This window comes from Salmonella sp. 2020_1459, from assembly GCF_043847915.1.
GTDB lineage: Bacteria > Pseudomonadota > Gammaproteobacteria > Enterobacterales > Enterobacteriaceae > Salmonella > Salmonella enterica.
Window position 1 is genome coordinate 242,702 of the sequence record NZ_JBCMFA010000004.1, and the last position, 24,271, is coordinate 266,972.

At 53.9% G+C, this 24,271-nt stretch carries 21 protein-coding genes; 15 read left to right on the plus strand and 6 right to left on the minus strand.

The window, feature by feature from the left end; genetic code table 11:
* Positions 1–26: 26 nt before the first annotated feature.
* Positions 27–1,349 carry a xylose isomerase gene (xylA, locus tag ACH0VJ_RS13000; protein ID WP_001149561.1) on the minus strand — a complete coding sequence of 441 codons (1,323 nt, stop codon included), beginning with the start codon at positions 1,347–1,349 and terminating at the stop codon, positions 27–29.
* Between the two features lie 362 nt (positions 1,350–1,711).
* Here xylA and xylR point away from each other — a divergent pair, with 362 nt between their 5' ends.
* The gene (xylR, locus tag ACH0VJ_RS13005; protein WP_000459824.1) at positions 1,712–2,890 is read left to right on the plus strand and encodes a D-xylose utilization transcriptional activator XylR; all 1,179 of its coding nucleotides are present in this window, start codon (positions 1,712–1,714) and stop codon (positions 2,888–2,890) included.
* Between the two features lie 60 nt (positions 2,891–2,950).
* On the opposite strand, the gene ACH0VJ_RS13010 is transcribed toward xylR, so the two are convergent.
* Positions 2,951–3,775, minus strand: coding sequence for a protein bax (locus ACH0VJ_RS13010; protein WP_001575119.1), 825 nt, complete (start codon positions 3,773–3,775; stop codon positions 2,951–2,953).
* 315 nt (positions 3,776–4,090) lie between these two features.
* Here ACH0VJ_RS13010 and ACH0VJ_RS13015 point away from each other — a divergent pair, with 315 nt between their 5' ends.
* Together ACH0VJ_RS13015 and avtA are read left to right on the plus strand one after the other, a co-directional pair.
* Positions 4,091–6,118, plus strand: coding sequence for an alpha-amylase (locus ACH0VJ_RS13015; RefSeq protein WP_000761306.1), 2,028 nt, complete (start codon positions 4,091–4,093; stop codon positions 6,116–6,118).
* 173 nt (positions 6,119–6,291) lie between these two features.
* Entirely contained in the window at positions 6,292–7,542 is a 1,251-nt protein-coding gene (gene avtA / locus ACH0VJ_RS13020; protein WP_000144379.1) for a valine--pyruvate transaminase, read from the plus strand.
* A gap of 36 nt (positions 7,543–7,578) precedes the next feature.
* On the opposite strand, the gene ACH0VJ_RS13025 is transcribed toward avtA, so the two are convergent.
* On the minus strand, positions 7,579–8,052 hold the full coding sequence (locus ACH0VJ_RS13025) for a 4Fe-4S dicluster domain-containing protein (RefSeq protein ID WP_001078810.1): 474 nt from the start codon (positions 8,050–8,052) through the stop codon (positions 7,579–7,581).
* 116 nt (positions 8,053–8,168) lie between these two features.
* Positions 8,169–8,969: an IclR family transcriptional regulator YiaJ gene (yiaJ, locus tag ACH0VJ_RS13030; protein WP_000081340.1), complete on the minus strand. Its 801-nt coding sequence runs from the start codon at positions 8,967–8,969 to the stop codon at positions 8,169–8,171.
* A gap of 229 nt (positions 8,970–9,198) precedes the next feature.
* Between yiaJ and yiaK the strand changes: the two genes are divergently transcribed.
* From yiaK to araD, 10 genes are all read left to right on the plus strand, one after another.
* On the plus strand, positions 9,199–10,197 hold the full coding sequence (gene yiaK / locus ACH0VJ_RS13035) for a 3-dehydro-L-gulonate 2-dehydrogenase (protein ID WP_000861182.1): 999 nt from the start codon (positions 9,199–9,201) through the stop codon (positions 10,195–10,197).
* Positions 10,198–10,208: 11 nt separating this feature from the next.
* Positions 10,209–10,673 carry a YhcH/YjgK/YiaL family protein gene (locus ACH0VJ_RS13040; RefSeq protein WP_000576102.1) on the plus strand — a complete coding sequence of 155 codons (465 nt, stop codon included), beginning with the start codon at positions 10,209–10,211 and terminating at the stop codon, positions 10,671–10,673.
* Positions 10,674–10,696: 23 nt separating this feature from the next.
* Complete coding sequence (locus tag ACH0VJ_RS13045; RefSeq protein ID WP_000794968.1) at positions 10,697–11,629, plus strand: DUF4862 family protein; 933 nt, start codon at positions 10,697–10,699, stop codon at positions 11,627–11,629.
* A gap of 138 nt (positions 11,630–11,767) precedes the next feature.
* Complete coding sequence (gene yiaM / locus ACH0VJ_RS13050; protein ID WP_000832316.1) at positions 11,768–12,241, plus strand: 2,3-diketo-L-gulonate TRAP transporter small permease YiaM; 474 nt, start codon at positions 11,768–11,770, stop codon at positions 12,239–12,241.
* Between the two features lie 2 nt (positions 12,242–12,243).
* Complete coding sequence (gene yiaN / locus ACH0VJ_RS13055) at positions 12,244–13,521, plus strand: 2,3-diketo-L-gulonate TRAP transporter large permease YiaN (RefSeq protein WP_000301822.1); 1,278 nt, start codon at positions 12,244–12,246, stop codon at positions 13,519–13,521.
* Between the two features lie 11 nt (positions 13,522–13,532).
* Positions 13,533–14,519 carry a 2,3-diketo-L-gulonate TRAP transporter substrate-binding protein YiaO gene (gene yiaO, locus ACH0VJ_RS13060; RefSeq protein ID WP_000766341.1) on the plus strand — a complete coding sequence of 329 codons (987 nt, stop codon included), beginning with the start codon at positions 13,533–13,535 and terminating at the stop codon, positions 14,517–14,519.
* Between the two features lie 3 nt (positions 14,520–14,522).
* A complete protein-coding gene (locus ACH0VJ_RS13065; RefSeq protein ID WP_000074079.1) occupies positions 14,523–16,019 on the plus strand; it encodes an FGGY-family carbohydrate kinase in 1,497 nt (498 codons plus the stop codon).
* Positions 16,016–16,678 (plus strand): 3-keto-L-gulonate-6-phosphate decarboxylase UlaD, encoded by a 663-nt coding sequence (gene ulaD / locus ACH0VJ_RS13070; protein ID WP_000089535.1) that lies wholly within the window; start codon positions 16,016–16,018, stop codon positions 16,676–16,678. Before ACH0VJ_RS13065 ends, ulaD begins: the two co-directional genes overlap by 4 nt.
* Complete coding sequence (locus tag ACH0VJ_RS13075) at positions 16,671–17,531, plus strand: L-ribulose-5-phosphate 3-epimerase (RefSeq protein WP_001244035.1); 861 nt, start codon at positions 16,671–16,673, stop codon at positions 17,529–17,531. The genes ulaD and ACH0VJ_RS13075 overlap by 8 nt, the downstream gene beginning before the upstream one ends.
* Entirely contained in the window at positions 17,525–18,220 is a 696-nt protein-coding gene (araD, locus tag ACH0VJ_RS13080) for an L-ribulose-5-phosphate 4-epimerase (RefSeq protein WP_000893174.1), read from the plus strand. The genes ACH0VJ_RS13075 and araD overlap by 7 nt, the downstream gene beginning before the upstream one ends.
* Before the next feature lie 160 nt (positions 18,221–18,380).
* Here araD and ACH0VJ_RS13085 read toward each other — a convergent pair whose 3' ends face one another.
* Positions 18,381–19,196: a helix-turn-helix domain-containing protein gene (locus tag ACH0VJ_RS13085; RefSeq protein WP_000891816.1), complete on the minus strand. Its 816-nt coding sequence runs from the start codon at positions 19,194–19,196 to the stop codon at positions 18,381–18,383.
* Between the two features lie 263 nt (positions 19,197–19,459).
* Here ACH0VJ_RS13085 and ACH0VJ_RS13090 point away from each other — a divergent pair, with 263 nt between their 5' ends.
* On the plus strand, positions 19,460–21,415 hold the full coding sequence (locus ACH0VJ_RS13090) for a glycoside hydrolase family 127 protein (RefSeq protein ID WP_001101500.1): 1,956 nt from the start codon (positions 19,460–19,462) through the stop codon (positions 21,413–21,415).
* Positions 21,416–21,532: 117 nt separating this feature from the next.
* Here the strand turns inward: ACH0VJ_RS13090 and aldB are convergent, their stop codons facing one another.
* Entirely contained in the window at positions 21,533–23,071 is a 1,539-nt protein-coding gene (gene aldB / locus ACH0VJ_RS13095) for an aldehyde dehydrogenase AldB (RefSeq protein WP_000183988.1), read from the minus strand.
* A gap of 168 nt (positions 23,072–23,239) precedes the next feature.
* Between aldB and ACH0VJ_RS13100 the strand changes: the two genes are divergently transcribed.
* Positions 23,240–24,121 (plus strand): ROK family protein, encoded by an 882-nt coding sequence (locus ACH0VJ_RS13100; RefSeq protein WP_001188268.1) that lies wholly within the window; start codon positions 23,240–23,242, stop codon positions 24,119–24,121.
* Positions 24,122–24,271 lie beyond the last annotated feature (150 nt).

Consider the following 24,271-nt stretch of genomic DNA (forward strand, 5'->3'; position numbering starts at 1 on the left):
AACGCGGAGTCGCCCGGTAGATAGAGTTATTTATCAAACAGATAACGGTTAACCAGATTTTCTAACAGCTCCTGATGACCGCTTTGATGTACTGGCGCCAGATTATGCTGCTCCGCATACTGCGCCAGTTCGCCTAAGGAGAGTTGTCCTTTCAGAATCTGCTGCCCCAGCTCGCCATTCCAGCCGGCATAGCGCTTCGCCACGCGTTTATCCAGCTCGCCGTCTTCAACCATACGCGCGGCGATTTTCAGCGACAACGCCATCGTATCCATCGCGCCGATATGACCGTAGAACAGATCGTATTTATCGGTGCTCTGGCGACGAACTTTGGCGTCGAAGTTGAGACCGCCCGTTGTGAATCCGCCCGCTTTCAGGATTTCGTACATCACCAACGCGTTCTCTTCAACGCTAATCGGGAACTGATCGGTATCCCAGCCCAGTTGCGCATCGCCGCGGTTGGCGTCAACGGAGCCAAAAATACCCAGCGCGATAGCGGTCGCGATTTCATGGTGGAACGAATGGCCCGCCAGCGTCGCGTGGTTCGCCTCAATGTTCACTTTGATCTCTTTTTCCAGGCCGAACTGTTTGAGGAAGCCATAGACCGTTGCAACGTCATAATCATACTGATGTTTTGTCGGTTCCTGCGGTTTCGGTTCAATCAGCAGCGTGCCCTGGAAACCCATTTTATGTTTGTGCTCAACCACCATTTGCATAAAGCGGCCAATCTGTTCGCGTTCCTGGCGCAGATCGGTATTCAGCAACGTTTCATAACCTTCGCGCCCGCCCCACAGCACGTAATTTTCGCCGCCCAGTTTATGCGTGGCGTTCATTGCCGTAACCACTTGCGTCGCTGCCCAGCTAAAGACTTCCGGATCCGGGTTAGTGGCGGCGCCTGCGCCATAGCGCGGGTTGGTAAAGCAGTTCGCCGTTCCCCACAGCAGTTTTACGCCGCTCTGCTCCTGTTTCGCCGCCAGCACATCCACCATCTGCGCGAAGTTGTTTTTATATTCTTTCAACGACGCGCCTTCCGGCGACACATCCACGTCATGGAAGCAATAAAAAGGCACATTCAGTTTGTGGAAAAATTCAAACGCCACGTCCGCTTTGCGTTTCGCCAGCTCCAGCGCTTCGCCCGGTTGCTGCCACGGACGATTAAACGCGCCTACACCAAACATATCCGCGCCGTTCCAGCAGAAGGTATGCCAGTAACAGGCCGCGAAACGCAGGTGATCTTCCATACGTTTACCTAAAACCAGCTCGTCGGGATTGTAATGACGAAATGCCAGCGGGTTAGTCGATTGAGGGCCTTCATAGCGAACACGATCGAGTTGGTCAAAATAAGCCTGCATAGTGAGCTCCATAATCAGATAAGACGGCAAGTAAACGACATAACGTCATACTGGAATTTCCTGATTTATTGCTCAATTACGTTATTTCACACCGCTATTAAGAGAATCCCCAAATGTGCTCTGGCTCTCAAAAAAACGCTGAAAACCACAGAAGAAAAAAGCGATCGCGATCGAATCCTGGCAAATAAACAAAAAACCGTAATATATAGATAAGAAATGACAATTGTCATCCGCCGTTTGCTGTGATGAATTTCGCATAACGTTTCAGGCGCAAAATAATTTGTCATCATTCGCCAGACCGTTATGTCAGCCGTTTTGATAGTATCCATGAGTCCAGGTTCACTTTTGCAGGATATATCCTCATGTTTGATAAACGTCACCGCATCACTCTGTTATTTAACGCGAATAAAGCCTATGACCGTCAGGTAGTGGAGGGGGTGGGTGAATATTTACAAGCCTCGCAATCCGAATGGGATATATTTATTGAGGAAGATTTCCGTGCCCGTATCGATAACATTAAAGAGTGGTTAGGCGACGGCGTTATTGCCGATTACGATGATGACGATATCGCGCAATTATTAGCCGATGTCGACGTACCCATTGTCGGGGTCGGCGGTTCTTACCATCTTGCTGAAAATTATCCCGCCGTTCATTACATCGCCACCGATAATCATGCGCTCGTTGAAAGCGCTTTCCTGCATTTAAAAGAAAAAGGCGTTAACCGCTTCGCGTTTTACGGTTTGCCCGACTCCAGCCGCAAACATTGGGCGGCGGAACGGGAATACGCCTTTCGCCAGTTGGTCGCCGAGGAAAAATACCGCGGCGTAGTCTATCAGGGGCTGGAAACCGCGCCGGAAAACTGGCAGCACGCGCAAAATCGCCTCGCCGACTGGCTTCAGACGCTGCCGCCGCAAACCGGCATCATTGCCGTAACGGATGCCCGCGCCCGTCACGTATTGCAGGCCTGTGAACACCTGCATATTCCGGTGCCGGAAAAACTTTGCGTTATCGGTATTGATAACGAAGAGTTAACCCGTTACCTGTCGCGCGTCGCGCTTTCCTCCGTCGCGCAGGGGGCGCGGCAAATGGGCTATCAGGCGGCGAAACTGCTGCACCGTTTGCTGGCGCGCGAAGAGATGCCGTTACAGCGCATTCTGGTGCCGCCGGTGCGCGTCATTGCGCGCCGCTCGACAGACTATCGCTCCCTGACCGATCCGGCGGTTATCCAGGCGATGCACTTTATTCGTAACCATGCCTGTAAGGGCATTAAAGTCGAGCAGGTGCTGGACGCGGTTGGGATTTCACGTTCAAACCTGGAAAAACGTTTTAAGGAAGAAGTTGGCGAGACGATACATGCGCTGATCCACGCCGAAAAGCTGGAAAAAGCGCGTAGTTTGTTGATTTCTACCACGTTGGCGATAAACGAAATTTCGCAAATGTGCGGCTACCCGTCACTGCAATATTTCTATTCGGTGTTTAAAAAGGAGTACGTCACTACGCCTAAGGAGTATCGCGACCAGCATAGTGAAGCGTTGTTGTAGTTTATCCAGCCTACAGACGCCTTGTAAGCCGGATAGCGTAGCGCCATCCGGCACACAGAATTACATATGCGCGGCGATCAGACGCTGGTTGTCCTGGTACATCGCGAACAAGTAGTTGTTATAGCGCGACCCCTGGGTAGAGTAACCCTTCAGCTTATGAATCATCGCCGTGGCGGTGACTTCCTGATCCGCCTTACGCAGTTGGGCGCGCGACTTGCGGAAAGAGGAATAAGCCGGATGCGTGTTCAGGTTGGCGACATACGCGCTCACCGACTCCTCAACCGACGCGAATTGCGAGTAACCTTTCACCTTACCCGGCGTATTGGTACAACGCCCTTTCGTGCACTTCATGCCGAACAGGTTATTGTTACTACGCGCCAGTTTAGAGGTTCCCCAGCCGCTTTCCGCCGCCGCCATCGTCGCCACCATGCTGGTTGGGATAATGTCGACGCGCTCCAGCAACGTATTCCACGGAATACGACGCGTGTTGCCGGACCAGCTCACTTTATAGCGCTTCGCGATATCTTTCATACGCGCGCGTTCAGACGGCGACCAGCGGTTCTGGTACTGTTTTGAGATCAGCCAATTACGGTCCGCGGTAATCGCGGCATTTTGGCTGGTGATGTAAGGCATAACGGTCCGGAGAAACGCTTTTTTTCTGGGGGTTCCGGAAGGGTATTTTCGCAAATCAGGAAGTGAACTGCTCTTTGCACTATTGCGAGAATACTCTTGTTTACTGCTAACCTGTTTATAACTTGTCTCAGTTATGTGGGACTTTTGACTCGTTTGTGTTGCGTGCGTCTTTGCCAGCACCTCACCCGAAAATGCGATGGTGAGTAACATAAGAATCATTGCCCCATATCGTCGCATGGGAGTCAATATCATTAGGTCTCCTGGTCGGATTGATACATTCCAACACCTTTTATTTTTCACGAAGTTAAGGTTTGAACCCCAAATTCTAGCAAAAATAGGCTTAAAAAGCACCTCAGGGAATAGTCTTAATCCGAAACTATGTCAACTATTAACGATAACAGGCAGCAATAATGCCAATAAAATGTGATGCTTATCGCAAATAGAGGCGTTTTTTTGCGCCTCGTCGCTCACCCTCGCGCCTCTTCCTGCGCGACTCTCTGCTGAGGAGGAGTTCATTCGCCTAAAAACCAGGCAAGCTGATGAATATTGCCCACAAAGGATAGCGTGATGAAACTTGCCGCCTTCGCTCTGACGCTGATACCCGGTATCGCGATCGCCTCATCATGGACCTCACCCGGTTTTCCGACGTTCTCGACGCAGGAAACCGGGCGCTTTACCAGCCATGCTGCATTAACAAAAGGTACACGCGCGTTAACGCTCCATATTGACCAGCAGTGCTGGCAGCCCTCCGGCGCCATAAAACTCAACCAGATGTTGTCGTTAAAACCCTGCGAAGGCGCGCCGCCGCAATGGCGTTTGTTTAAAGATGGCGACTATACGATAACGGTAGATACCCGCTCCGGTACGCCGACCCTGTTGTTATCGATAAAAACTGAACCTGAACGCACCGCGCAGCTCGCCTACCAGTGTCCCGTCTGGGATGGTTCGCCGCTCACGCTGGATGTTCGCCAAACCTTTCCGGAAGGGACGGTAGTGCGCGATTATTACAGTGGTCAAACCGATACCGTCCAAAACGGGCAAATCACGCTGCAACCTGCCGACAGCCACGGGCTTTTATTGCTGGAACGCGCGGAAACCCATGCATCAGCGCCTTTTAACTGGCGCAACGCCACCGTTTATTTTGTGCTTACGGATCGCTTTCGCAATGGCGATGCAACCAACGACCACAGCTATGGTCGCCATAAGGATGGTATGCAAGAGATTGGCACTTTCCACGGCGGCGATTTGCGCGGGTTGACGAGTCAACTGGACTATCTACAGCAATTAGGCGTGAACGCCTTGTGGATAAGCTCGCCGTTTGAACAGATCCACGGCTGGGTCGGCGGCGGAACAAAAGGCGATTTTCCTCATTACGCCTATCACGGCTATTACACTCAGGACTGGACGACGCTGGATGCCAATATGGGCAGCGAAGCCGATCTCCGCGCGCTGGTCGACGGCGCGCACCAGCGCGGCATCCGTATTTTATTTGACGTAGTAATGAATCATGCCGGTTACGCCACGCTGGCGGATATGCAGGAGTATCAGTTCGGCGCGCTCTATTTATCCGGCGCGGAACGGCAAAAAATTCTCGGCGATCGCTGGACAAACTGGCGACCCGCCGCCGGACAAAGCTGGCACAGCTTTAACGACTACATCAACTTCAGCGACAGCGCCGCCTGGGAAAAATGGTGGGGGAAAAAGTGGATTCGTACCGATATTGGCGACTACGACAGTCCGGGATTTGACGATTTAACCCTGTCGCTGGCCTTCCTGCCGGATATAAAAACGGAATCTACCACGCCTTCCGGCCTACCCGCGTTCTATGCCAACAAACCCGGTACTAAAGCAAAGTTCATTGAAGGCTATACGCCACGGGATTATCTGACTCACTGGTTAAGCCAGTGGGTGCATGATTACGGCATTGACGGGTTCCGGGTCGATACTGCCAAAAATGTTGAGCTTCCTGCCTGGCAACAGCTAAAAGCCCAGGCCAGCGCGGCGTTACATGAATGGAAGCAGGCCAATCCGGACAAAGCGCTGGATGATAGCCCGTTCTGGATGACTGGCGAAGCGTGGGGCCACGGCGTCATGAAAAGTGATTATTATCGCTATGGTTTCGACGCGATGATCAATTTTGATTATCAGGAGCAGGCGGCGAAAGCGGTCGATTGCCTGGCGGAAATGGGGCCAGTCTGGCAGCAGATGGCGGATAAAATGCAGGATTTCAACGTATTAAGTTACCTCTCCTCGCATGATACGCGCCTTTTCCGTGAGGGCGGTGATAAGGCGGCGGAACTGCTGCTGCTTTCGCCGGGCGCGGTGCAGATCTTTTACGGCGATGAATCCGCTCGTCCCTTCGGCCCCACCGGCTCCGACCCGCTGCAAGGCACCCGTTCAGATATGAACTGGCAGGACGTGAGCGGAAAGTCAGCCGCAGCCGTCGCGCACTGGCAGCGTATTAGCCAGTTCCGCGCCAGACATCCCGCCATCGGCGCAGGCCAACAAACCACGCTGACGCTAAAACACGGGTACGGTTTTGTACGCCAGTACGGCGACGATACGGTGATGGTCGTCTGGGCGGGCCGCCGCTAATCGTGGCGCTACCGGTCTCCTCGCGTACCGGTAGCCCCTTCAAAATAAAAAACTAACCTGATAAAAATTTGTAGCATAAAACATCAACACTACCGCCTGACCCCCATTTGCGCCCCGCCATTTGTAGCGTTATGGTTATCCACTTTGACAGACAGTTCGATAGATCACCCGTTATGACATTTTCACTTTTCGGCGATAAATTTACCCGCCATTCAGGCATTACCCGCCTGATGGAGGATCTCAACGACGGCTTACGCACGCCAGGCGCCATCATGCTTGGCGGCGGTAACCCGGCACATATCCCTGCAATGCAGGATTATTTCCAGACGCTACTGACAGATATGGTAGAAAGCGGCAAAGCCGCTGATGCGCTTTGTAATTATGACGGTCCCCAGGGAAAAACGGCGCTACTGAATGCCCTGGCCGTACTGCTACGTGAAACGCTGGGATGGGATATCGAACCACAGAATATTGCGCTGACAAATGGCAGTCAGAGCGCGTTTTTCTACTTATTTAATCTCTTCGCCGGACGTCGCGCCGACGGCAGTACGAAAAAGGTACTATTCCCGCTTGCGCCGGAATACATCGGCTATGCGGATTCCGGTCTGGAAGACGACCTCTTCGTTTCGGCGCGCCCGAATATTGAGCTGCTGCCGGAAGGCCAGTTTAAGTATCACGTCGATTTTGAGCATCTGCACATCGGCGAAGAAACGGGGATGATTTGCGTCTCGCGCCCGACCAACCCAACCGGTAACGTTATCACCGACGAAGAGCTGATGAAGCTGGACAGACTGGCGAATCAGCACAACATCCCACTGGTGATTGATAACGCTTACGGTGTACCGTTTCCGGGCATTATCTTTAGCGAGGCGCGCCCGCTGTGGAACCCTAATATTATCCTATGCATGAGCCTCTCAAAGCTGGGGCTGCCCGGTTCCCGCTGCGGGATTATCATCGCCAATGATAAGACGATTTCCGCCATTGCCAACATGAACGGCATCATCAGCCTTGCGCCCGGCGGCATGGGTCCGGCGATGATGTGCGAAATGATTAAGCGTAACGATCTGCTGCGGCTGTCGGAAACGGTTATCAAACCTTTCTACTATCAGCGCGTTCAACAGACTATCGCGATCATTCGTCGCTATTTATCCGAAGAACGCTGCCTGATTCATAAACCGGAAGGCGCAATATTTTTGTGGCTGTGGTTTAAAGATCTGCCGATTACCACCGAGCTACTCTATCAACGCTTGAAAGCGCGCGGCGTGCTGATGGTGCCGGGCCACTATTTCTTTCCCGGGCTGGATAAACCCTGGCCGCACACACACCAGTGTATGCGGATGAACTACGTGCCTGAACCGGATAAAATCGAGGCGGGCGTAAAAATTCTGGCAGAAGAGATTGAACGCGCCTGGCGTGAAGGCTGACGGCTATTCCGGCCATCATGCAGGCCGGAACGACATTCAGAAAGGTTGAGAATAGAGGCGCTGGCGCTGCACGCGTGCTGCGTCAACGCACTGTAACGCACTGGTCGGGCAGGCTTCCACGCACGCCGGCCCCGCTTCCCGATGCCAGCAAAGATCGCATTTAATCGCCTGCGCGCCTGACGCGGACGCCACCACGGTCATCGCACCAAATGGGCAAGCCAGCATACAGCTTTTACAACCAATGCAGCGCGATGGCGTCACGAAGATATGCCCCCGATCACGGCGAATCGCCTGTACCGGGCAGACATTCGCGCACGGCGCGTCCTCACACTGATGGCAGACCGTGGCCGTGGTGAAGCTATCCTCTTTTATCACCCGGATACGCGGCACAAAGTCCGCCGTCATCACCGCCGCGCTATTCTGCTGTTCCTGGTGCGACACCACGCAGGCGACCTCGCAGGTACGACACCCGATACACGCCGACGCATCCGCCATAATAAACCGGTTCATTGTTCTCCCCCTGCGTTAAAACGCCAGAATGCCAGAGAGCCATTCCCCGCCGCTTTGATCCCACTACGCAAACGGACAAATTTTGTCAGATGCCTGATAAAACCTGGCGAGCTGTCTTATTCGCGAACGGTAAATCCCAGCTCATTAGAGATAGCCTGTGCGGTTTCACGCAACGGTTTGAGCAGATTTTTCTCGCCGATCTGTTTTAGCCGTGACGTCGACAGTGAAATAGAAATGGCGTAAGGCACTCGATGGTGAATATCAAACACAGGCACAGCAATACAGGAAACGCCCAGTTCATTTTCTTCGCGATCCATCGCCATGCTGGTTTCACGAATTTGCGCCAGCTCATCGTACATTGCTGGTAAATCGGTAATGGTATTACGAGTCAGCGGCTGGATCTGATCTTTATGGCTTTCCCAGTAAGACGCCACATAATCCGGCTGACCAAACGCCATATAAATTTTCCCCATCGCCGAGCAGTACAGCGGCATATGCTGGCCAATGTAGGCACGCGTGCGCAGCATACCGGTGGTCGGTTCCAGCTTATAAATCAGGATAGCGTGGTCATCTTCACGGCTGGAAAAATTCACCGTCTCGCCGGTGGTCAGGTTGAGCGCCTCAAGGTGCGGTGCCGCAACGTGGATGATATTCAGCGATGACAGGGCTTTTTGGCCGACGGCAATAAACTTTGTCGTCAGACGGTAGCTCCCGGCCGCCGGCGCTGGCGTCACATATCCGCAGGATTGAAGCCCCTGCAACAAACGATGGACGGTACTCTTGTTCAACCCCGCCAGCTCCGACAGGTGCGCCAGTGGGCAACCGTTCGGGTAGTTACTCAAAATTTCTATCAACATCAGGCCACGAAACAGGCTCTGACTCCCCGCAGGCTTCTCTTTATCGTTGTTCTGGCTCATCAGAAAACTCTCTCCTTTCTTGGGCGATCAGATGGTAGCTCAAAGTGTGTTACAGTTCACGATATCAGCATAAAAAACATAACCCGATGATTTTAATCGTTTTTAAAAACCTTCTCTGGCGTTGCCATGTCAATTTTTGATCTATATATTTGGAACTACATTTCGTATTATGAAATTTATCGATAAAAAAACATACTAAAATTTCTGACAATCGACCAGGAGAACAGGGATGAAAGTAGCTTTCGAAGAGTTAAAAGGGGCCTTCTACCGCGTCTTGCGGTCGCGGAATATTGCGGAAGATACCGCCGACGCCTGCGCGGAAATGTTCGCTCGCACCACCGAGTCCGGTGTCTATTCCCACGGCGTGAACCGTTTTCCCCGCTTCATCCAGCAACTGGATAACGGCGACATTATTCCTGATGCTAAACCGCAGCGGGTTACCAGCCTCGGCGCCATCGAACAGTGGGATGCTCAGCGCGCTATCGGCAACCTGACGGCGAAAAAGATGATGGACCGGGCCATCGAGCTGGCTTCCGATCATGGTATTGGCCTGGTGGCGTTACGTAATGCTAACCACTGGATGCGCGGCGGCAGCTACGGCTGGCAGGCGGCGGAAAAAGGCTATATCGGCATTTGCTGGACCAACTCCATCGCCGTCATGCCGCCGTGGGGGGCGAAAGAGTGCCGTATCGGTACCAATCCGCTGATCGTCGCCATCCCGTCTACGCCGATCACGATGGTAGATATGTCGATGTCGATGTTCTCCTACGGAATGTTAGAAGTTAACCGTCTGGCGGGCCGCGAACTGCCGGTGGATGGCGGTTTCGACGATAACGGTCAGTTGACCAAAGAACCGGGCGTTATCGAGAAAAATCGCCGCATTTTACCAATGGGTTACTGGAAAGGATCTGGTCTGTCGATTGTGCTGGACATGATTGCCACCCTGCTTTCTAACGGTTCTTCCGTTGCCGAAGTGACCCAGGAAAACAGCGATGAGTATGGCGTCTCACAGATTTTCATCGCCATAGAAGTGGATAAGCTGATCGATGGCGCAACCCGCGATGCCAAACTGCAGCGGATTATGGATTTCATCACCACTGCTGAACGCGCCGACGACAACGTCGCGATTCGGCTGCCCGGCCACGAATTTACCAAATTGCTGGATGACAACCGCCGTCACGGTATCACCATTGACGACAGCGTCTGGGCCAAAATTCAGGCGCTGTAAGGAGCCACATCATGATTTTTGGACATATTGCGCAGCCTAATCCGTGCCGGCTACCGTCGGCCATAGAGCAGGCGCTCGATTTCCTGCGCAATACGGACTTTCGCACGCTGGAACCTGGCGTAGTGGAAATCGACGGCAAAAATATCTTCGCGCAGATTATCGATATGACCACCCGCGATGCTGCTGAAAATCGTCCGGAAGTCCATCGCCGCTATCTGGATATTCAGTTTCTGGCATGGGGCGAAGAGACAATTGGGGTTGCCATTGATACCGGTAATAATCAAATCAGCGAGTCATTATTAGAACAGCGCGATATTATTTTTTATCACGACAGTGAACATGAATCATTCATTGAAATGATACCGGGAAGTTATGCCCTGTTTTTCCCGCAGGATGTTCATCGTCCCGGTTGTAATAAAAGCATTGCTACGCCGATACGGAAAATAGTCGTAAAAGTCGCCATAGACGTTTTATAAAATAGAGTTTACTGGAGCACAAAATGAAAAATAATACCGGTTATATTATCGGTGCGTACCCTTGTGCACCCTCATTTCACCAGAAGAGTGAAGAGGAAGAGACGGAATTCTGGCGGCAACTCTCTGATACTCCGGATATCCGGGGGCTGGAGCAGCCTTGTCTTGAACATCTTCACCCGCTCGGCGACGAGTGGTTATTGCGCCATACACCAGGGAACTGGCAAATCGTGGTCACCGCGATAATGGAAACCATGCGCCGCCGTAGCGAAAACGGCGGTTTTGGATTAGCGTCCAGTGACGAGGAACAGCGTAAAGCCTGCGTGGAGTACTATCGTCATCTGCATCAGAAGATCAATAAAATCAATGGGAACAATACCGGCAAAGTCATAGCCCTTGAGCTTCATGCCGCTCCTCTGGCGGGCAATCCGAACGTGGCGCAGGCAACCGACGCCTTTGCGTGCTCATTAAAAGAGATTGCCAACTGGGACTGGTCCTGCGACCTGGTGCTTGAACACTGCGACGCGATGACCGGCCCCGCACCGCGCAAAGGATTCTTACCGTTGGTAAACGTACTGGAAACTATTGCCGACTATGACATAAGCGTCTGCATTAACTGGGCGCGCTCGGCTATTGAAGGGCGGGATACCTCTCTACCGCTGATCCACACGCAGCAGGCCAAACAGGCTGGAAAACTCGGGGCGCTGATGTTCTCCGGTACAACGCTGGATGGAGAATACGGCGAATGGCAGGACCTCCATGCTCCGTTTGCACCTTTCTGTCCACAAAGTCTGATGACGGAGAAACATGTTAAAGAACAGATTACCGCCGCAGCTCCCGAACTGTTGCAGTTTACCGGTATTAAATTATTGGAAATCAATGCCAGCGCCGATATTAATCACCGCATAAATATATTACGCGATGGTATTAACATGATGAAAAAGGCCACACGCCGCTAACCTGAATTAAACATCATCACCTTAATTCTCGGTCTGCAACTCAACGTTGCGCCGACCTAATATAAACCAAACATAAGAAATTAAGTTCCACTATTCAGCATCGAAAGAAATAAGTTTCTATAACCTGATGGAGTCGTTATGAAGCGGGTACTTGAGGGCATACTTGCGGTATTAATTGCCGTACTTTCCTGCATTGTATTTATTAACGTTATTTTACGTTACGGTTTTGAGAGCAGTATTTTGTCGGTAGATGAACTATCACGTTATCTATTTGTATGGCTGACATTTATTGGCGCCATTGTTGCATTTATGGATAACGCTCACGTTCAGGTCACTTTTGTGGTGGAAAAACTTTCGCCAGCGAATCAGCGTCGACTCTCGCTGCTGACACATTCGCTGATTTTATTGTTATGCCTCGCATTAGGCTGGGGCAGCCTGCAAAAAGCGTTGCAGGACTGGAGCGATCACTCGCCAATCCTCGGTTTACCGATCGGCCTGATGTATATCGCCTGTCTGCCCACAAGCGTTGCCATCGCGTTAATCGAGCTGCGTCGGCTTTATCACTTAATAACGCGTAACGATTCCTTTCAACAACCACAGCAAGGAGCCTAATCATGGCCGTGGTGATATTTCTCTGCTGCCTGCTCGGCGGGATCGCGATAGGTTTACCCATCGCCTGGTCGCTGCTGCTTTGCGGCGCTGCTCTGATGGCATACCTGGATATGTTTGACGTGCAGATTATGGCGCAAACCCTGGTTAACGGCGCGGACAGTTTCTCCCTGCTGGCTATTCCCTTTTTTGTTTTGGCCGGTGAAATCATGAACGCGGGCGGCCTGTCAAAGCGAATTGTCGACCTGCCGATGAAGCTGGTCGGCCATAAACCCGGCGGCCTGGGCTACGTGGGCGTTATTGCGGCAATGATTATGGCCAGCCTTTCCGGCTCTGCGGTAGCAGATACCGCTGCGGTCGCCGCGCTGCTGGTGCCGATGATGCGCTCCGCAAACTACCCGATCAACCGCTCCGTTGGGTTAATCGCTTCCGGCGGGATCATTGCGCCAATTATTCCACCCTCGATTCCTTTTATTATCTTCGGCGTTTCCAGCGGCTTGTCGATCAGCAAGCTGTTTATGGCCGGGATCGCACCGGGCATCATGATGGGCGCGGCGCTTATGCTCACCTGGTGGTGGCAGGCCGGGCGATTAAATCTCCCTTCTCAGCCTAAAGCAACACCGCGTGAAATCTGGCAATCATTGGTTTCAGGTATCTGGGCGCTGTTTTTACCGGTGATTATTATCGGCGGCTTCCGTTCCGGACTTTTCACGCCAACGGAGGCAGGGGCGGTTGCCGCCTTTTACGCCCTCTTTGTCGCCGTGGTTATCTATCGGGAATTAACGTTTTCCAGTCTCTACCACGTGCTGGTCAATGCCGCCAAAACGACGTCAGTCGTCATGTTTCTGGTGGCCGCGGCCCAGGTATCCGCCTGGCTGATTACGATCGCGGAATTACCCATGATGGTGTCAGATTTGCTGCAGCCGCTGGTCGACTCTCCGCGACTCTTATTTATCGTCATTATGATCTCAATTATGGTCGTCGGTATGGTGATGGATTTGACGCCAACGGTGTTAATTCTTACCCCTGTATTATTGCCATTAGTTAAAGAAGCCAATATTGACCCGATTTATTTCGGCGTCATGTTCATTATTAACTGCTCTATTGGATTAATCACACCGCCCGTTGGCAACGTCCTCAACGTTATTTCCGGGGTAGCAAAATTGAAATTTGATGACGCGGTAAGAGGCGTATTCCCTTACGTTGTCGTCCTGATGTCGCTGCTGGTTTTATTTATTTTTATTCCCGAGCTAATTATCACACCGCTTAAATGGATTAATTAAAGGATAATATTATGAAATTACACGTTATTGCTCGTTCATTATTGATAGCTGGTCTGACGGTTTTCAGCGTGTCGTCTCTGGCGGCGCAATCTTTACGTTTTGGTTATGAAACACCGCAAACTGACTCCCAACATATTGCCGCGAAAAAATTTAACGAACTATTAAAAGAAAAAACTAACGGCGAATTAACGCTAAAACTCTTTCCTGACAGCACATTAGGTAACGCCCAGGCAATGATCAGCGGGGTGCGCGGCGGAACCATTGATATGGAAATGTCCGGTTCGAACAATTTCACCGGCCTGGCCCCTGTATTCAACTTACTTGATGTCCCCTTCCTGTTTCGCGATACCGCGCATGCGCATAAAACGCTCGACGGCAAAGTCGGCGATGAACTGAAAAAATCACTCGATTCAAAAGGGTTAAAAGTCCTCGCCTACTGGGAAAACGGCTGGCGCGACGTCACCAACTCCCGCGCGCCGGTAAAAACGCCGGGCGATTTGAAAGGCTTAAAAATCCGCACTAACAACAGCCCAATGAATATCGCGGCCTTTAAAATCTTCGGCGCGAACCCTATTCCGATGCCGTTCTCCGAAGTCTATACCGGCCTCGAAACCCGTACGATTGATGCCCAGGAACACCCTATCAACGTCGTGTGGTCAGCGAAATTCTATGAGGTACAGAAATACCTCTCCCTCACTCATCACGCCTATTCGCCTCTGCTGCTGGTGATCAATAAAGCCAAATTCGACGCTTTAAGCCCGCAGCTCCAGGAGGCACTGCTGAGTTCCGCTAAAGAAGCGGGTGACTATCAGCGCAAACTGGTCGCCGAAGATCAGCAAAAAATTATCGATGGCATGAAAGAAGCCGGAGTTGAAGTCCTGACCGATATCGACCGTAAAGCCTTCAGCGATGCGCTGGGCAGCCAGGTGCGCGATATGTTCCTGAAAGACAACCCGCAGGGCGCTGACCTCCTGAAAGCCGTGGACGAGGTGCAATAAGTCATGAGCAATTACTGGCTGGGGTTAGATTGTGGTGGGAGTTGGCTAAAAGCCGGGTTGTACGATGGCGCAGGCCGGGAAGTAGCGGTGCAACGCCTGCCGCTGCACGCTTTAAGCCCGCAGCCAGGCTGGGTTGAACGCGATATGACCGAACTGTGGCAACAGTGCGGCTCGGTCATCAGCAAACTGCTGGCGCACACGGGGGTGAGCGGCTCACAAATCCGCGGTCTGGGTATTTCCGCTCAGGGTAAGGGCCTGTTCCTGTTAGATAAAAGCGATCGGCCATTAGGTAAAGCGATACTCTCTTCCGACCGTCGCGCCATGGAAATTGTCCAGCGCTGGCAAAAAGAAGCGGTTCCGCAAAAACTCTACCCGCTGACTCGGCAAACCCTGTGGACCGGGCATCCGGTCTCCCTTTTACGCTGGGTAAAAGAGAATGAGCCGCAGCGCTACGCGCAGATAGGCTGCGTCATGATGACGCATGACTATCTGCGCTGGTGCTTAACCGGCGTGAAAGGCTGTGAGGAGAGCAACATCTCCGAGTCCAACCTCTACAACATGGCGACGGGCCAGTACGACCCGCTTCTGACCGAGTGGCTGGGCATCAGTGAAATCGACAGCGCGCTGCCCCCCGTGGTGGGTTCAGCCGAAATCTGCGGGGAGATCACCGCTCAGGCAGCCGCCATCACCGGTCTGGCGGTGGGTACCCCCGTCGTCGGCGGCCTGTTTGATGTGGTTTCCACCGCCCTTTGCGCCGGTATTGAGGATGAATCAACGCTCAATGCGGTGATGGGTACCTGGGCCGTCACCAGCGGCATCGCTCACGGTCTGCGCGACCATGAGGCCCATCCTTACGTCTATGGCCGCTACGTCAATGACGGGCAGTATATCGTTCACGAAGCCAGCCCGACCTCCTCCGGCAACCTCGAATGGTTTACCGCCCAGTGGGGCGACCTCTCTTTTGACGAGATCAACCAGGCGGTCGCCAGCCTGCCGAAAGCCGGTAGCGACCTCTTTTTTCTGCCGTTTCTCTACGGCAGCAATGCCGGGCTGGAGATGACCTGCGGCTTTTACGGCATGCAGGCGCTGCACACCCGCGCCCACCTGCTGCAGGCGATTTATGAAGGCGTGGTGTTCAGCCATATGACCCACCTCAACCGCATGCGTGAACGCTTTACCGACGTTTGCGCCCTGCGCGTTACCGGCGGCCCGGCCCACTCCGACGTCTGGATGCAGATGCTGGCGGACGTCAGCGGTTTACGCATCGAGCTGCCGCAGGTGGAGGAGACCGGCTGCTTCGGCGCGGCGCTGGCTGCCCGCGTCGGCACCGGCGTATATCGCGATTTCCGCGAGGCCCAACGCGACCTGCAGCACCCGGTGCGCACGCTGCTGCCGGACATGACCGCACACGCCCTCTACCAGCGCAAATACCGCCAATACCAGGATTTGATTGAAGCACTACAGGGCTATCACGCCCGTATTAAGGAGCACGCATTATGAGCCGACCATTACTGCAACTGGCGCTCGACCACACCAGTCTGGAAGCAGCCCAACGCGATGTCGCCCTGCTACAGGATCATGTCGATATCGTTGAGGCCGGAACCATCCTTTGTTTAACCGAAGGCCTTAGCGCGGTGAAAGCCCTGCGAGCGCAGTGCCCGGAAAAAATCATCGTCGCCGACTGGAAAGTGGCCGATGCCGGTGAAACCCTGGCGCAGCAGGCTTTTAGCGCTGGCGCTAACTGGATGACTATCATCTGCGCCGCGCCGCTCGCGACCGTCGAGAAAGGCCATGCCGTCGCGCAATCCTGTGGCGGTGAAATTCAAATGGAGCTGTTCGGCAACTGGACGCTGGACGACGCCCGAGACTGGTATCACGTCGGGGTTCGCCAGGCGATTTACCACCGCGGACGCGATGCGCAGGCCAGCGGGCAGCAGTGGGGCGAAGCGGATCTGGCGCGCATGAAGGCGCTGTCCGACATTGGCCTTGAACTGTCAATTACCGGCGGCATTACCCCAGCGGATCTGCCGCTGTTCCGCGACATTAACGTCAAGGCATTTATCGCCGGACGCGCGCTGGCAGGTGCCGCCCATCCGGCGCAGGTCGCCGCCGAATTCCACGCCCAAATTGACGCCATTTGGGGAGAAAAGCATGCGTAATCATCCATTAGGTATTTACGAGAAAGCGCTGGCGAAGGATCTCAGCTGGCCTGAGCGGCTGGTGCTGGCAAAAAGCTGCGGTTTTGATTTTGTCGAGATGTCGGTGGACGAAACGGATGAACGCCTTTCGCGCCTCGAATGGACCTCGGCCCAACGCGCTTCGCTGGTGAACGCGATGCTGGAAAGCGGCGTCGCCATCCCGTCGATGTGCCTCTCCGCCCATCGTCGCTTCCCTTTTGGCAGCCGCGACGAAGCGGTACGCCAGCGGGCGCGTGAAATCATGACCAAAGCCATTCGCCTGGCGCGCGATCTCGGTATCCGCACCATCCAGTTGGCAGGTTACGACGTCTATTACGAAGAGCACGACGAAGGCACCCAGCAACGTTTCGCCGAAGGGCTGGCGTGGGCGGTGGAACAGGCCGCAGCGGCGCAGGTGATGCTGGCGGTGGAGATCATGGATACCGCGTTTATGAACTCCATCAGCAAGTGGAAAAAGTGGGACGAGATGCTTTCGTCACCGTGGTTCACCGTTTATCCAGACGTCGGCAACCTCAGCGCCTGGGGGAACGACGTGACCGCCGAGCTGAAGCTGGGTATCGACCGTATCGCCGCTATCCACCTGAAAGACACGCTGCCGGTGACCGGTGACAGCCCCGGCCAGTTCCGCGACGTGCCGTTTGGCGAAGGATGCGTTGATTTTGTCGGCATCTTCAAAACGCTGCATGAGCTGAACTATCGCGGTTCATTTTTGATTGAGATGTGGACGGAGAAAGCCAGCGAGCCGGTGCTGGAAATTATCCAGGCCCGCCGCTGGATTGAATCACGGATGCAGGAAGGAGGTTTCACATGTTAGAGCAACTGAAAGCCGAGGTGCTGGCGGCCAACCTGGCGCTTCCGGCGCACGGGCTGGTCACCTTTACCTGGGGCAACGTCAGCGCGGTCGATGAGACGCGCAAACTGATGGTCATCAAGCCTTCCGGCGTTGAATATGAGGTGATGACCGCCGACGATATGGTGGTGGTAGAGATCGCCAGCGGTAAGGTCGTTGAAGGCAACAAAAAACCGTCGTCCGATACCGCGACCCATCTGGCGCTCTATCGCCGCTATCCGCAGATCGGTGGGATCGTGCATACCCATTCCCGCCATGCGACGATCTGGTCGCAGGCCGGGCTCGATCTGCCCGCCTGGGGCACCACCCACGCCGACTATTTCTATGGCGCGATCCCCTGTACCCGACTGATGACCGTTGAGGAAATTAACGGCGAGTACGAGTATCAGACCGGCGAGGTGATTATTAAAACCTTTGAAGAGCGCGGTCTGGATCCGGCGCAAATCCCGGCGGTATTAGTTCATTCACACGGCCCGTTTGCCTGGGGTAAAAATGCCGCCGATGCCGTCCACAACGCCGTGGTGCTTGAGGAGTGCGCCTATATGGGGCTGTTCTCGCGCCAGCTGGCCCCCCAGCTGCCGGATATGCAGCCTGAACTGCTCGATAAGCACTATCTGCGTAAACATGGCGCGAATGCCTATTACGGGCAGTAATACCGGCAGTCACAGCCTGTGTCGGATGGCGGCTGCGCCTTATCCGACCTACAAGATGTGCAATATCAATACGTTGTGATGAACTCTTGTAGGCCCGATAAGCAAAGCGCCATCGGGCATTCAGTTTGCAACCGCGTTGTCAGAGGGCCAAAGATTATACTCAAGAATTAACGTGTTCCTTACTGTAGCGCCGCTTCCAGGCGGTAGGCGTCAGGCCGGTGTGCTTGCGGAAGATCTGGCGAAAGTAACCAACGTCATTAAAACCGCACCGCTCCGCCACCTCTTTTAACGAACGCGCGTCGCTAATCAGCAACTTTTCCGCCTCGCGCACCCGCTGGCGGTGGATGGCTTCCGTTAGCGTAAGGTGAAATACCCGCCGATAAACACGTCCCAGATAATCCACATTGCAATGCAGTTCTTTCGCCAGAACCGAGCTGGAAAGCGGCAGGTGATAGTGCGTTCGAATCAGCTGCTGCACTTTCCAGGCCAGCGACACGCCAGCGGCCTCGGCGTTTTCATTCTGCCGGGCGTCAACGGTGAGCTGCTGCAAAATCAGCAGCACGATGAACTCCAGCGCCGGGCTGCGCTGGTGCTTTTCCTGCTCGTTCATAAACTGGCGAAAAAGCGCAATCAGCGCCTGCGGATCGGCAACCTGGGTATGCTGCGGCACGGAAAGATGCGTCAGCCAGCGCGGGTCGCTGTCCGGCGCTTTGACCTCAAAATGGAGCCAGTAAAATTTAAGATCGGCGGGAAACTCCTCAACGCCAATATGGCGGCGATGCGGCCAAAGCAACAGGCTTTCCCCGGCTTCGACACAGAAAACACATTCTTCTTCCTGAATTTTCAGGCAGCCTTTTTCCACAAATATAATTTCCCACGATTGCAGACGCCTGGCAGGATGACGCCCAATGCCGCGAGAAATAAATAATCCGCCGTTTTGGACTTTAATCGGTAATGTCATGGATAGTTCGAGCATTAATATGTCATTTCCCGCACATTCAGCACCGTATTTCATATTACCTTTTGATTATTAACTAAAAATAGTCATTTCACTCGATCCATCTCACATTTTTAAATACGGGTCGGAATCGTCATCTTTTTTTACTCTTTTATCGCCTTGTCGCTCACCGCTATCTGGGCAAAATGAATCAGGTCATAACGCGAAAATAAAAATTACTGCCATAAAATACCCCGTCAGCGAGGAATATCTATGACCTCTACAGCCTTAAGGAGCACGAAATGAACGTACTGGAAGTCGATCTGCATAAACTGACGGTCAGCGATCCGTTCCTCGGACAGTATCAACAACTGGTTCGCGATGTGGTTATTCCTTACCAGTGGGATGCGTTAAACGATCGTATTCCAGAGGCTGAACCCAGCCATGCCATTGAAAATTTCCGCATTGCCGCAGGCCAGCAGACGGGCGACTTTTACGGCATGGTCTTTCAGGACAGCGACGTGGCGAAATGGCTGGAAGCGGTTGCCTGGTCACTGTGCCAGAAGCCCGATCCCGCGCTTGAGAAAACCGCCGATGAGGTGATTGAACTGGTGGCCGCCGCGCAGTGTGACGATGGCTATCTCAATACGTACTTTACGGCAAAAGCCCCGCAAGAACGCTGGAGCAACCTGGCGGAGTGCCACGAGCTTTATTGCGCCGGGCATCTGATTGAAGCAGGCGTCGCCTTCTTTCAGGCCACCGGTAAGCGTCGGCTGCTAGACGTCGTTTGTCGCCTGGCCGATCATATCGACAGCACTTTCGGCCCTGGCGAAAATCAGCTGCACGGCTATCCGGGCCACCCGGAAATTGAGCTGGCGCTGATGCGTCTGTATGAGGTAACAGAGCAGCCGCGCTATATGGCGCTGGCAAGCTACTTTATCGGACAGCGCGGCACCCAACCGCACTTCTACGACGAAGAGTACGAAAAACGCGGCCAAACCTCTTACTGGCATACCTACGGCCCGGCGTGGATGGTCAAAGACAAAGCCTACAGCCAGGCGCATCTGCCAATTTCGCAGCAGCAGACGGCCATTGGTCACGCGGTACGTTTTGTCTATCTGATGACTGGCGTGGCGCATCTCGCTCGCCTGAGCAACGATGAAGGCAAACGCCAGGACTGCCTGCGTCTGTGGAAAAATATGGCGCAGCGTCAGCTGTATATCACCGGAGGCATCGGTTCACAGAGCAGTGGGGAAGCCTTTAGCAGCGATTACGATTTACCGAATGATTCGGTCTATGCGGAAAGCTGCGCTTCAATCGGCCTGATGATGTTCGCCCGCCGGATGCTGGAAATGGAAGCCGATAGTCAGTACGCCGACGTGATGGAGCGCGCGCTGTACAACACCGTCCTCGGCGGTATGGCGCTCGATGGCAAGCATTTCTTCTACGTCAACCCGCTGGAAGTGCATCCAAGATCGTTAAAATTCAACCATATTTACGATCACGTTAAGCCCATCCGCCAGCGCTGGTTTGGCTGCGCCTGCTGCCCGCCGAACATCGCCCGCGTGCTCACCTCTCTCGGTCACTACATCTACACGCCGCGTGCGGATGCGCTGTATATCAATATGTACGTGGGTAACAGCCTGGAAGTACCCGTTGAAAATGGCGCGCTCAAACTGCGGATTGGCGGGAACTACCCGTGGCATGAGCAGGTGAAGATTGCCATCGACTCTGTGCAGCCGGTACGTCACACGCTGGCGCTACGCCTGCCGGACTGGTGCCCTGAGGCAAAAGTGACGCTCAACGGGCTGGAAGTGGAGCAGGATATTCGCAAAGGTTATCTGCATATCCGTCGGACCTGGCAGGAGGGCGATACGATAACCCTGACGCTGCCGATGCCGGTTCGCCGCGTGTATGGCAATCCGCTGGCGCGTCACGTCGCCGGTAAGGTCGCCATTCAGCGCGGGCCGCTGGTCTATTGCCTTGAGCAGGCCGATAACGGCGAAGAACTGCATAATCTGTGGTTACCGAAAGAGAGTGAGTTCCGGGTCTTTGAGGGCAAAGGGCTTTTTGCGCATAAGATGCTGATTCAGGCTGAAGGCGAGAAGCAAAGCGCCCCAGATGCGCAGCATCAGGCGTTGTGGCATTACGACAACGCGCCATCATCGCGCCAGCCGCAGACGCTAACGTTCATTCCGTGGTTTAGCTGGGCCAACCGTGGCGAGGGCGAAATGCGGATTTGGGTTAACGAGCGGTAATACTGTGCCGGATGGCGGCTGCGCCTTATCCGGCCTACAAGATTTGCAATATCAGTATATTGCGATGAATTTTTGTAGGCCCGATAAGCGCAGCGCCATCGGGCATTACCTCTTACGTCAGAACAGCCCCAGCGGCTTATCGGAATAGCTCACCAGCAGGCACTTGGTTTGCTGGTAGTGTTCCAGCATCATCTTATGCGTTTCGCGCCCGATGCCCGACTGCTTATAGCCGCCGAACGCAGCATGTGCCGGATAGGCGTGATAGCAGTTGGTCCATACGCGCCCGGCCTGAATGCCGCGCCCCATCTTATAGGCCAGATTGCCGTTGCGGCTCCAGACGCCAGCGCCGAGGCCATACTGCGTATCGTTAGCGATTTCCAGCGCCTCCTCCATGGTTTTAAAGGTGGTTACCGCCAGCACCGGGCCAAAGATCTCCTCCTGAAAGACGCGCATATTGTTCTTACCAAACAGAATGGTAGGCTCAAGGTAATAGCCCTCTTTAAGTTCGCCATCCAGCTCCTTGCGTCGCCCACCGGTCAGAATATCGGCCCCCTCTTTTTTACCGATATCGATATAATTGAGGATAGTCTCAAGCTGGCCGTGGGAGACCTGCGCCCCCATCTGTGTACCGCTATCTAGCGGGTTCCCGCTGCGAATGCTCTCTACCCGGCGAATAGCGCGCTCCATAAAGCGCTCATAGATGGACTCCTGGACCAGCGCACGGCTTGGACAGGTACACACCTCGCCCTGGTTAAAGGCAAACAGGGCAAATCCCTCCAGCGCTTTATCAAAGAACGCATCTTCCTCATCCATCACGTCGGCGAAGAAGATATTGGGCGACTTGCCGCCTAACTCCAGCGTCACTGGAATAATATTCTGCGTGGCGTACTGCATGATCTGTTGACCCACTTCCGTCGAACCGGTAAACGCCACCTTCGCGATACGTTTCGAGGTCGCCAGATATTCGCCAATCTCGCCGCCCGCGCCGTTCACGACGTTGACGACGCCCGGCGGTAACAGATCGCCAATGACTTCCATTAACAGCAGAACGGAAAGCGGCGTCAGGCGTGCCGGTTTAAGCACCACGCAGTTACCCGCCGCCAGCGCTGGCGCCATTTTCCAGCTTGCCATCAACAACGGAAAGTTCCACGGGATTATCTGCCCCACGACGCCAAGCGGTTCGTGAAAATGGTAGGCCACGGTTTCGCTATCAACTTCGCTAATCCCGCCCTCCTGCGCACGTATACAGGAGGCGAAATAGCGGAAATGATCGATCGCCAGCGGTACGTCGGCAGCGCTGGTTTCACGAATCGGTTTACCGTTATCCCAGGTTTCCGCTGTCGCCAACAGTTCGAGGTTTTGTTCCATCCGATCGGCGATCTTAAACAAGATAGCGGCACGGTCTTGTACTGACGTATGCGCCCACTTATCTTTCGCCTTATGCGCGGCGTCGAGCGCTAAATCGATATCTTTTTTACCGGAGGAAGCGACTTCACATAGCGGCTGGCCGGTCACTGGCGTCAGGTTTTGATAATATTCGCCGTCGGCGGGCGCAACCCAGTCACCACCAATAAAATTGTCATAGCGGGCTTTTAACTTCAGTGGGTACCCGTATTCACCTGGCTGAATACGTGTTGAAGGGGGATTGTTCGTCATGACCAACTCCTTATTGTAAAGGTACTCCACAAGGGTAGACGGTGCTGGTGAATTTTTCGCCAATGATTTCCCGCTTTACGACAGCAATCACGAATTACTTTCCTTTACGTTTCTCCGTCTGGTTTTAGCCATACTAAACAGGTGCCTGTTTAACGTACGGAGAACACTATGCAGCAATATATCGGTATTGATGTGGGAGGAACTCACGTCAAATATGGCGTGATTAACAGTGACGGCGAAGAATTAACCCATCATCAATTCGATACGCCAGAGGACGCCTCCACGTTTACCCGCAAATGGCAGGATGTGGTGGCGCGTTGCCAACAGGACTATGACATTGCGGCAATCGGGGTTAGTTTCCCCGGCCATATTAATCCCCATAACGGTCATGCGGCAAAAGCGGGCGCGCTGGCTTACCTGGATGACGTCAACCTGATGGAGTTGTTCAGCGGGCTGACCGATCTGCCGCTGGTCGTGGAGAACGACGCGAACTGTGCGGCGCTGGGCGAAATGTGGCGAGGTGCCGGGCAGCATTATGACAATCTGGTCTGTATTACCATTGGAACCGGCATTGGCGGCGGTATTATCGTCGGACGAGAACTGTATCGCGGCGCACATTTCCATGCCGGTGAATTCGGCGTCATGCCGGTCGGGAACAATGGCGAAAGTATGCATAAAATCGCGTCAACCAGCGGATTAATGGCGTCGTGCCGCCAGGCGCTGGCGCTGCCCGCCGAAGAGATGCCGCCTGCGGATGTGATCTTCGAACGAATGGCGACCGATGTTCATCTGCGTGAAGCGGTCAATGACTGGGCGCGTTATCTGTCACGCGGCGTTTACAGCGTGATCTCTATGTTTGATCCGGGCGTGATGCTGATCGGCGGAGGAATAAGCGAACAGGAAAAGCTCTACCCGCTCCTGACGCGGCATCTTGAAACGTTTGAAATGTGGGAGGCGCTCCAGGTGCCGATTCAGCCCTGCCAACTGGGAAATCAGGCGGGCAGGCTGGGCGCCGTCTGGCTGGCGCAGCAAAAGCTCGCCCGAAGCTAACGAGTTACGCCTTATCCGGCCTGCATCGTCTACGCAGGCCCGGTAAGCGTCCGCGCCACCGGGCAAAGGCGTTACATCGCCGTGCGATAAAGTTCCACAATCTCATCGTGAGTCGCCTGAATAAGGCGCAAAGAATACGGGCAAAATTAT